Source organism: Cryptosporangium sp. NPDC051539 (assembly GCF_044454545.1).
Lineage (GTDB): Bacteria > Actinomycetota > Actinomycetes > Mycobacteriales > Cryptosporangiaceae > Cryptosporangium.
Window position 1 is genome coordinate 549,508 of sequence record NZ_JBITDV010000006.1, and the last position, 9,518, is coordinate 559,025.

Genomic DNA, 9,518 nt, shown 5'->3' on the forward strand with positions numbered 1-9,518 from the left:
GAGATCCGGCGGGCGGGGGCGCCCAGGCACCGCGGAGGCGAACCCGCGCGGTGTGCTCAGCGGTCTCCGGCGAAGCGGTGTGCTCAGCGGTCTCCGACGAAGCGGTCCAGCACGCCGGCGACGGTGCCGGAGATCCGCGCACCGGGGAGCTGGTACGGGAACCGCGTGGCGACGTCGTCGGCCAGGCTGACCCCGAGACCGGGCCCGGACGGCACCGGGAGCGAGCCGTTCTCGATCGCCTGGATCCCGAACTTCTCGCCGGCCCCGAGCGCGTCCCAGGCCGGTGCCAGGAAGAACGGGTACTCGATCAGGTTGATCGTGTGCACCGTGGCGGCCAGCGCCAGGTTGGCCGCGAGCGCGATCGGGCCGGCGCAGATGTGCGGCACGACCCGTGCGCCGTAGTAGGCCGCCAGGCCGGCGACGGCCCGCGCTTCGGCGATGCCGCCGGACGTCGAGGCGTCCGGCTGCACGACCGAGATGCCGTCGTGGGCGAGCGCGTCGAGAAAGTCCTCACGCCCGTAGAGGTGCTCGCCGTACGCGATCGGTACTGTCGACTTCGCCGCCAGCGCGGCGATGCCGGCCCGGTTGGCCTGGGGAATCGGCTCCTCGAACCAGCGCACCCCGAGGTCGCCCAGCCGCTCGGCGATCTGTACCGCGGTCGGCAGCGTGAACGTGTCGCTGCCGTCGATCATCAGCTCGAGGTCGTCCGGCAGGAGGCCACGCAACTCGGCCAGCGTACGGAGGTCCTGCTGCCACTCCGGACCGATCCGGACCTTCGCCAGCCGGACCCCGCGCTCCAGAAGCGGAGCGAGCAGATCGGCGTGGAACGGTGCCGGGCCCTCGTCCAGGAACGTGGAGGACGCGTAGACGTCGACCCGGTCGCGGACCTGACCGAGGTGTTCGCTCACCGAGCGCCCGGCAGCCTGGGCGACGAGGTCGGTGAGCGCGATCTCGACGGCGCTGCGGGCCTGGGCCGCGACGCCCTTGTCGCCGAGCCGGCGCCGGGTCGAGAGCTTCAGCAGCTCGACCACCGGCTCGACGGCGACCAGCTCACGACCGACGAGCAGCGGCGACAGCGCCTGGGTGACGATCTCGGCGATCACGCCGGCGTAGGTGGCGCCGAAGCTGTCGCAGGCCTCGCCGAATCCGACCAGCCCCTCGTCCGTTTCGACCCGCACGAAACAGAACGACATGGGGAGGCGTCCCAGCTGAACGGAGGCCGGGATCGGCGTGACGGCCGTGATCTTCATGCCGGTGATCCTTGACCCCGCTCATCCCGTACGTCAAGACGCCATCTCGAATAGCGATGCGTTGATCGAGACCCGGGGCCTGCCGCACGTGTTCGTCGTTCCGGGCGGTGCGGGGCACGGGGCGGTCGACGCGCTGCCGGCGGAGCAGCCGGCGGCGGCGGCCTGACGAGCGTCAGCCGTGCCGGTCCTCAGCGGTGCCGGTCGAGGCGGGGGAGCCGGCTCTTCGGACGTCTCCGGCGGACGAGCCGACGGGCTCGGGCCGGGACCCGCCGCTCAGCGGTCGTCCCCGGGGACGACGGAACTGCTCAGCCGACGGTGGAGGAGAGCGCGAGCGCGCTCGCGGTCGCCGCGCTGGAGCAGGTCGAGCACCTCGCGCATGTCGGCCGGCGTCAGCGAGGGACGCGACCCGGCCGGGTGCTCCGACTCCAGGGCGACGGCCAGCGCCACCCGGATCGGCGACCGGCTGGTCTCGGCCAGCGCCAGCAGGAACGCACCGTCGCCGCGATCGATGGCCTGACGCAGGCGCTCGAGGCCCTCGCCGTCCGGGTCGGCCCAGGTCACACTGTCGGCGTGGGCTGCCGCGCGGTACTGCAGCGCGTGGCCGGGGCGCGTCGCGAACTCGACGTCGAACGCGTGGCGAAACGTGTCGGCCGTGCGGCCGGAACCGCCCTCGGTCGCGAACGCACCGCCGTGGGCGCCGACCCGGATCTCGATCAGCCCCACCGCTTCCAGCGCGCGGAGCGCCTCCCGCAGCGTGGCCCGGCTGACCCCGAACTGCTCGGCGAGCTCACGTTCGCTGGGCAGACGCTCCCCGGCGAGGATCGTTCCGTCCAGGATCGCGCCGCGGACCTGATCCACGACGTCGTCGAAAGACCGCACACGACGGGCCTTGGCGAACCCCGCACGTGGTGGTTCCGTGCGCGCAGCGTCGCGACCCTTGACAGAGGGCATGCCGCATCCTAAAACATTCTCCCAATGGTCTGACCATTCGTGAGATGAGGACCGCATGGCATCCACCCGTCGGAAGACGACCGCGCGAGCGGAATACACCGAGGACGACCGGCACGAGGACTCCAAGGTCCTGCACGGGATGGGCTACGCCCAGGAGCTCGAACGGCGGATGAGCAAGTTCTCGAACTTCGCCATCTCGTTCTCGATCATCTGCATCGTCTCCGGCGGTATCAACTCACTGGGTCAGGCCACGTCCGGTGCCGGCGGGGCCGCGATCGGCATCGGCTGGCCGATCGGCGTCCTCATCTCCGGAGTCTTCGCCCTGGGCCTGGCGCAGATCTCCTCGGCCTATCCGACGGCGGGTGGCCTCTACCACTGGGGCTCGATCCTCGGGAACCGGTTCACCGGCTGGCTTTCGGCCTGGCTGAACCTGCTCGGGCTGGTGACCGTGCTGGGCGCGATCAACGTCGGCACCTACTACTTCGTGTTCGGGGCCTTCGGCGAGCGGCTCGGCCTCGAAGACAACCTGACCACCCGCGTGCTGTTCATGGCCGGGATCACCGGCATCCAGGCCCTGATCAACCACTTCGGCATCGGCCTGACCGCCAGGCTCACCGACCTGTCCGGCTACCTCATCTTCGCGACCGCGATCGCGCTGACGATCGCCTGCCTGATCGCCGCGCGCGACATCGACGTCTCCCGGCTGTGGACGTTCCACGACTACACCGGCGGCCAGGGCTCGGACGCGGTGTGGCCGAAGACCGTCGGGATCGGGATGGCGTTCCTGCTCGGCCTGCTGTTACCCGTGTACACGATCACCGGCTACGACGCGTCCGCGCACACGTCGGAGGAGACGGTGAAGGCCGCGCACCACGTGCCGTCGGGCATGGTGTCCTCGGTTTTGTGGTCGGGTCTGGCCGGGTGGGTCATGCTCTCCGCGTTCGTGCTGATGATCCCGAACATGGACCAGGCGGCCCAGCAGGGCTGGAACGTCTTCTTCTGGGCCATGGACGAGCGGATGAACCACGGCGTCCGCGACGTCCTCTACGTCTTGATTTTCGTCTGTCAGTTCCTGTGCGGGCTGGCCACGGTCACCAGCGTCTCCCGGATGCTGTTCGCGTTCTCCCGCGACGGCGGCATCCCCGGCGCGTCCAAGCTCCTGGCCAAGGTCAGCCCGCGGCGCCGGGTGCCGATCGGGTCCATCTGGGCGGCGTCCACGCTGGCCGTGCTGTTCGTCTGGTTCACCTCGTCGATCACGATCAAGGGCACACCGGCGTACTCGATCGTCGTGTCGTGCACGGTGATCTTCCTGTTCCTGTCGTTCACCGTGCCGATCGCGCTCGGCGCCGTCGCGATCGGTGGTCCGAAGTGGCCGCACATGGGCCCGTGGAACATGGGGGCCACGCGCTTCAAGGTGGTCGCGGTCCTGTCGATCGTCGCGATGGCGCTGCTGTTCTTCATCGGCGTGCAGCCGCCCAACGACTACGCCCTGCCGATCACGATCGGATTCGTCGTCCTGGCCCTGATCGTCTGGTTCGCCGTCGAGCGGCGCCGGTTCCAGGGCCCGCCGACCGGTGACATCATCGCGGCCCGCGAGGGTGCCATCCGCGCCGCCGAGGAAGCGGTGGGGGAGAAGGCGTGAGTCGTTTCTCCGGGCAGGTCGCGCTGGTCTCGGGGGGAGCCAGTGGCGCCGGCGCGGCCGCCGTCCGGCTCCTCGTCGCCCAGGGCGCTTCGGTGATCGTGGTCGACCGGCAGGAGGAACTCGGTCGCGCGTTGGCGGCGGAGGTCGGCGCGCACTTCGTCCGGGCCGACGTCAGCAAGCCGTCGGAGGTGAGGGCCGCCGTCGCCGACGGCACCGCCGCCGTCGGCACGCCGACCCTGCTGTTCAACCACGCCGGCACGATCGTCGTGAAGCCGTTCCTGGAGACCACGCAGGAGGACTACGACTTCCTGATGGACGTCAACGTCCGCTCGATGTTCGTGATGACCCAGGCGGTACTACCCGGGATGCTGGCCGCCGGCCGCGGTGCGATCGTCTGCACGTCGTCGATCTCGGCCGTCGCGGCGACGCCCGCCGAGGTGCTGTACGACGTCACCAAGGGCGCCGTCCACCAGTTCGCCCGCGCGATCGCCGTGGAGTACCGCGATCAGGGCATCCGTTGCAACGCCGTCTGTCCCGGTTTCATCGACACCCCGCACGGAAGGCGCGAGGTCGAGCTGCTGACGAAGTACGGGGTGGACGTGTCCGAGGCGGCCATAGCGGCCCAGCAGGGGCGGATGTGCACGCCCGAGGAAGTCGCCACCGCGACGCTGTTCCTGCTCAGCGAGGAGGCGTCGTTCGTGAACGGCGCGCAGCTGTTCGTCGACAACGGCTTCACTGCTCTGTGACGTCCGGGAGGACGGCGCTTCGTGACGTTCGGAGGGACGGCGTTCTGTGACGTCCGGGAGGACGGCGTTCTGTGACGTTCGAAGGGACGGCGCTTCGTGACGTCCGGGCGGACGGCGTTCTGTGACGTCCGGAGGGACGGCGCTTCGTGACGTCCGGGCGGACGGTGGTGTCGCGGTCCGGGAGTCGGACCGTGACACCGTCGCGGTCGTGGGGGGCTTCTCCCGCCGCGCTCGGGGCCGAACGGTCGGCGTGAGGGGGTGCGGCGCTGGCCAGTGGCGGGCGAGTCGCTGCCCGCACGCGAGGGTGACGCCGGATCGGTCGCGGAAGTGGTTGATGAGCGTGCGGCAGTCGACGGACCGGGGGTTTTGGCGTCGCAGGTCTGGACTGCGTGGCGGAAGCGACGGGTCACCACCGTCGTCCGCACTGCCCGCCCGTTCGCGCGGCGGCTCGCGTGAACCGTGGGTTCAACGTGCCGGGGTGCCCGGGGTGCCCGGGGTGCCCGGGGTGCCCGGGGTGCCGGGGCGCGCGGCGTCGGCCGAGGTGTGTTGCGGATCCCTGGCTTGGTGTGGTCGTGAGGTGGGCTTCGCGAGCGGCCGGGTGGGCCGCTGGCGAAGGAAGGAGTCACCTTGCTCTCGGCGACGTGGCTGAACTGAGGGCCGCCGAGGAGCCTGCGGCGGTGGCCGTGGTTTGTTGACGGGGGATGCTCGCGGCACCGAGGTACACGATCGAGAATCGAACGGGAGTTCGGTTGCCAGAGGGGCGTAGCCCGACTTGGGAGTTGGTCAGAGCATTGGGTAAGGTTCTCCCAGCGGTCGCCGGAAGGCGTCCCGCGTCCGGGTGGCGGAATGGCAGACGCGCTAGCTTGAGGTGCTAGTGCCCGAAAGGGCGTGGGGGTTCAAGTCCCCCCTCGGACACTGGTTCTGGTGGATTTTCACCATCGAGCCAGAAGTGCATTCCAGTCGAACTGAATTCATAGCGCAAGCGATCGGCGATTTGGCCGGTCGCTCTGCTTGCGTTACGGGGTTGACCGTCGCGGTGCGGTGTGGTCACCATGACCGCCGTGAACCGGTCAAAACCACCCAAGATGGTCGACGAGCAGCTCATCGGTGCACTGATCCCTGCGGTCCAGCCTGCCCCGGTGACGCAGTCACCGCCGCTGCCGGGCTTGGCTCCGCTGGTGCTTCCGGTTGCTTCGTGGAGTGACTTGTTGCTGGATCTCGCACGCGTCGATCGTTCCGGCCGGCTGTCGTCGCGCGGGTTGATGGGGGCGTTGGGATGGCCAGCCGGCCACCGGCTGGCGATCGACGCCGTCGGGGGTGCGGTGGTCGCGGGTTCGTCGTTGACGGGTCCGTGCGTGGTGGGCAGCCGTGGTGATCTCGCGATCCCGGCGGCGGTGCGGGGCATGTGCGGGATCGAGGTCGGTGCGCAGGTGGTGTTGGTGGCCGCGGTGACGGAGGAGAGGCTGGTGGCGCATTCCGCGTCGACGGTGTTGCGGCTCATCGCCGGGCATCACGCCCGGTCTGCGACGGAGGACGATGACGATGACTGATCCAGAAAAGCTGGCCGCGGCACGCGCGGCGCTTGAGGAACTCGGCGTGACGGTGGCCGACCTGGCGGCGGAACCTGCCGCCACGGTGGTGCCGACGGTGGCGGAGTATCTGCCGCGAGTGCTGGGTGCGGCAGGCCCCGGTGCGCGACGTACGTACGGCTCGTACTGGGCACGGATGGCCGAGGCGTGGGGTACGCGACGGTTGACCGAGATCCTGGCGTCGGATGTGGAGGCTTTGCAGCGCGAAGTGCGCGCCAACGCGCTGGTCCGCCGCAATGGCCGCGACGGCCGGCACGCCGGGGAGCATCTGATCGCCGCGGCGCGTGCGTTCTTCCTCCGAGCGATCGCCGATGGCTACATCGACCGGGACAAGAGCCCAGCGCATCTCGTGGCCAAACCACGCCGGCTGCCCTCATGCCGACGCGCGCTGAAGGCCCTGGAACTGGAGCAGATCCACCTCGTTGCTCGAACCACCGGAAATGACGTCGTCCTAGATGCGTTGATGCTGCGGCTGCATACGGAGACGGCCTGCCGCCGCGGTGGCGCGCTCAAACTGCGGCTGATGGATCTGGACACCCATCGTGGTCTGGTGCGGTTGCGGGAGAAAGGCGAAACGGTGCGGTGGCAGCCGATCAGTCTGGACCTGGCGACCCGGCTGGCCGAGCACGCCCAGGTGCGCGGCGGGGCGATTCCGACCGACAGCGTGTTGCGATATCGGAACGGAAGCGCCTTGACCAGCCGCCGCTACGACAACCTCTGGCACCGCATCGGAGTGCAACTACCGTGGGTCGCGGCGCAGGGCATTTCGACGCACTGGCTAAGGCACACCACGCTGACCTGGATCGAGCGGCACTTCGGGTACGGCATCGCCCGCGCCTACGCCGGCCACACCGACTCCCAAGGTGCGGCCACCACGACCTACATCAAGGCCGATCTCCAAGCCGTCGCCGGCGCACTCGCCGCGATGACGGGGCAACCACATCCGCTAGCAGGGTGACGGTGATGACCGGACCTAGGCGAAAGGCGCGCAACAGGCATGCCCCTCGCCAGTGCGAGTGACGCCCCTAACGCCCGCCTGGCTTCATAATTTGGCGGACACGGTAGAAGGGATACCGGCTGATGGAGCACCTCTATTGGGATCTCGGTTCGTGCGCGGGCGGCGCACTCTACGAAGTCGAATTACGGGGCTCGACGGCGAGGGTCTGCCTCATGGACTCCGAGGAGTACCAGGCCTATCTCGATGGCGACGAGTACGAGTTCCACGGCGGCTTCTTCGACATCAGCCCCGTCGTCCTTGAGGTGCCCCACGACGACTACTGGTACCTCGTCATCGACAGCAACCCCGCGCGGATCAAGGTCCAGGTGGCCCAAATCTTCGATTGAGGCACCTTGCTGCTCCTCGGTGATCCGGACAATAGGCGCGCCCGGCAGGGCGCGGATCCGAGAGGCAGTCGGCGCCAGCGCACTGCCCCCGCCGCGGCCGGACAACAGACTATGGTCTGGCCACATGATCGGGCCGTACGGACACAACGACCTCTGGTTGGCGATGTTCGATTCATTCGCTGGGTCTGACGAGGATCTCGCCGTCGCCCAAGCTGCCTTCGAGTCCACGGTCGGGGACTTCCCGGCCCGCTGGCGCGCCGCGCTGCGGGCGATCGTCGCCGCGAAGCTGCAACCAGAACTGTTCATCGAGATTCCGGATGTCCCAGAGCGGCTGTCCAAGGCGCAACTGGATGAGCTGGTGCGCCCGGCGGCCGGCGGATTCCTCTCCTCGTACACCACCAAACAGCGGCTGCTCGAAGAGCTTGCGCGGGTCACGCGACGGCAGGAGCGCCGTCCGTCCTGGGTTCCTCGGGTCGGTGCTGACGGACAGCCGATCACCTCGGATGGTGCGGCGGAGGCCGATGACGTGTTCCCGCGTCGCCCGGTGCGAATCACCGCGTTCGGCGAGTTGGGCACCATTGACGCCGAACTGCCCGCCAGCGACCCCGAGCGGCCCGAACTACCTATAGATCCGGGCGGTGTCGGTGAGCTCGAACTGGCCCTCCACACCGTCCTACGCATGGACCCGGGGCCCTTCCGCGCCGTATCGATTGACGCCGACGCGGTCGAAGCGCTCGTGCCTGAAGAGGTCCGGTGGTGGAGCGATCAACCGGTCCGGTCGCTGCAGCCGATCGAGGATCCGGCCGTGGCTAGTGAGACGCTCGCCACCGCGGCGACGCTCGGCGGAGTCCCGGTCGCAGACGCGCTGACGACAGACGAATGCCTTGCTGCCGCAGATGTTCTGGACAACGCGGGCGACTGGCGCCACGGTGCCCGGTGGGTGCTCGACGCGTGGGATCCCGGTCAGGACGTCAGGATCTTGGTGGCCGCACGCGCCTCGATCGCTGGCTGGGCAGACGACGCGAGCAGCGGCCTGCTCGTCCACGTCGATGGCAGTGCCCTGCATGAGACTGAGGGCGTCCTGCCCGCACCCGGCCTGCTGCATAGTTACCTGCTCTGGATTGCCCGCAGCCCCGACAGCCGTGATCCGATCGCCGCGATTCACCGCGTGATTTTCGCCTGCCCTGGCGAGGGGTGGTGCCACCGCGGTGGCTGCCCGGAAGCCGACACAGACGTCGTACGGCACCTGTCCGCAAACCTGGCACTCGCGGCCGACATCGGTGCCGTCGCTCAGGCCGGGCCGGGGTGGGCAGCGGCCACTTACGACGGCATGTACGGTTCCGGTCTTGTCGAGTACGCCGACGACGTCCTCCGTCAGGCAACCTTCCTGCTGCACCGGGCAGGATGGGTCGAGATTGGCCGGTCGGAGTGGGAGGGCGGTCTCGATGAACTCCTCGTTCGACGCGGCCCACATGCACTCACGGTCGCCTACGACCCGGTCACTCGTCAGGTTCAGCTCCGAGACGGCAAGCAGGACCTTGACTCACTGGTCGACGTGATGGGCGACGACGGCATCGTCACCGACGAAGCCCCGGAAAGGACCGACCGCGCCGCCGGCCTTGCCGCCGGGTGGACCGAGGACACCCTAACTGCCACCGACGACCTGCTGACTGGGCGGCTCCGCAGTATCGAACACCTCGTCGAACCGATCACCGCCGCCCTGCTCGGACTTCACCCGCACGCCGACGGTGAGCTCCACTCGCCGCGGACGCAGAGCATCGTTGCCGCGCAGCTGGCGAACATGTTGCGTAGCGCGCAGGTCGTCGCCGGACCTGCGGCGGAAGCCTAGTTAGCCTTCAACTCGTATCGGCAGGGTTGGCCTGAACGACTCAGGCTAGAGCCAATACCGGTAACTTAGGTCTAATTCGGTCGTTGGTCAGGTCGTGCCACGTGCGGGTCAGGTAAAGGTCGTCGGTGAGCGGTTGTCGGATCGGGT

The 9,518-nt window shown here is 69.0% G+C and carries 9 protein-coding genes and 1 tRNA gene; 8 read left to right on the top strand and 2 right to left on the bottom strand.

Annotation, left to right across the window (positions count from 1 at the left end; all coding sequences use genetic code 11):
- Positions 1 to 83: 83 nt before the first annotated feature.
- Positions 84 to 1,250 carry a mandelate racemase/muconate lactonizing enzyme family protein gene (locus tag ACIBZJ_RS21815; protein ID WP_395932259.1) on the bottom strand — a complete coding sequence of 389 codons (1,167 nt, stop codon included), beginning with the start codon at positions 1,248 to 1,250 and terminating at the stop codon, positions 84 to 86.
- On the opposite strand from ACIBZJ_RS21815, the gene ACIBZJ_RS21820 reads away from it, so the two are divergent.
- Entirely contained in the window at positions 1,231 to 1,416 is a 186-nt protein-coding gene (locus ACIBZJ_RS21820; RefSeq protein ID WP_395932261.1) for a hypothetical protein, read from the top strand. The two genes, ACIBZJ_RS21815 and ACIBZJ_RS21820, sit on opposite strands and share 20 nt — an antisense overlap.
- Before the next feature lie 107 nt (positions 1,417 to 1,523).
- Here the strand turns inward: ACIBZJ_RS21820 and ACIBZJ_RS21825 are convergent, their stop codons facing one another.
- Positions 1,524 to 2,129, bottom strand: a complete 606-nt coding sequence (locus tag ACIBZJ_RS21825; RefSeq protein WP_395932263.1) for a FadR/GntR family transcriptional regulator — start codon at positions 2,127 to 2,129, stop codon at positions 1,524 to 1,526.
- A gap of 127 nt (positions 2,130 to 2,256) precedes the next feature.
- Between ACIBZJ_RS21825 and ACIBZJ_RS21830 the strand changes: the two genes are divergently transcribed.
- From ACIBZJ_RS21830 to ACIBZJ_RS21860, 7 genes are all read left to right on the top strand, one after another.
- Complete coding sequence (locus tag ACIBZJ_RS21830) at positions 2,257 to 3,843, top strand: amino acid permease (RefSeq protein ID WP_395932265.1); 1,587 nt, start codon at positions 2,257 to 2,259, stop codon at positions 3,841 to 3,843.
- Entirely contained in the window at positions 3,840 to 4,589 is a 750-nt protein-coding gene (locus ACIBZJ_RS21835; protein WP_395932267.1) for an SDR family NAD(P)-dependent oxidoreductase, read from the top strand. The genes ACIBZJ_RS21830 and ACIBZJ_RS21835 overlap by 4 nt, the downstream gene beginning before the upstream one ends.
- 832 nt (positions 4,590 to 5,421) lie before the next feature.
- Positions 5,422 to 5,504 (top strand) — tRNA-Leu (locus tag ACIBZJ_RS21840).
- 137 nt (positions 5,505 to 5,641) lie between these two features.
- Entirely contained in the window at positions 5,642 to 6,139 is a 498-nt protein-coding gene (locus ACIBZJ_RS21845; protein ID WP_395932269.1) for a hypothetical protein, read from the top strand.
- Positions 6,132 to 7,136, top strand: coding sequence for a tyrosine recombinase XerC (xerC, locus tag ACIBZJ_RS21850; protein WP_395932271.1), 1,005 nt, complete (start codon positions 6,132 to 6,134; stop codon positions 7,134 to 7,136). The genes ACIBZJ_RS21845 and xerC overlap by 8 nt, the downstream gene beginning before the upstream one ends.
- Positions 7,137 to 7,258: 122 nt before the next feature.
- Positions 7,259 to 7,522 (top strand): DUF1883 domain-containing protein, encoded by a 264-nt coding sequence (locus ACIBZJ_RS21855; RefSeq protein ID WP_395932273.1) that lies wholly within the window; start codon positions 7,259 to 7,261, stop codon positions 7,520 to 7,522.
- Positions 7,523 to 7,646: 124 nt separating this feature from the next.
- A complete protein-coding gene (locus ACIBZJ_RS21860) occupies positions 7,647 to 9,371 on the top strand; it encodes a hypothetical protein (protein WP_395932275.1) in 1,725 nt (574 codons plus the stop codon).
- The last annotated feature ends 147 nt before the right edge of the window (positions 9,372 to 9,518 follow it).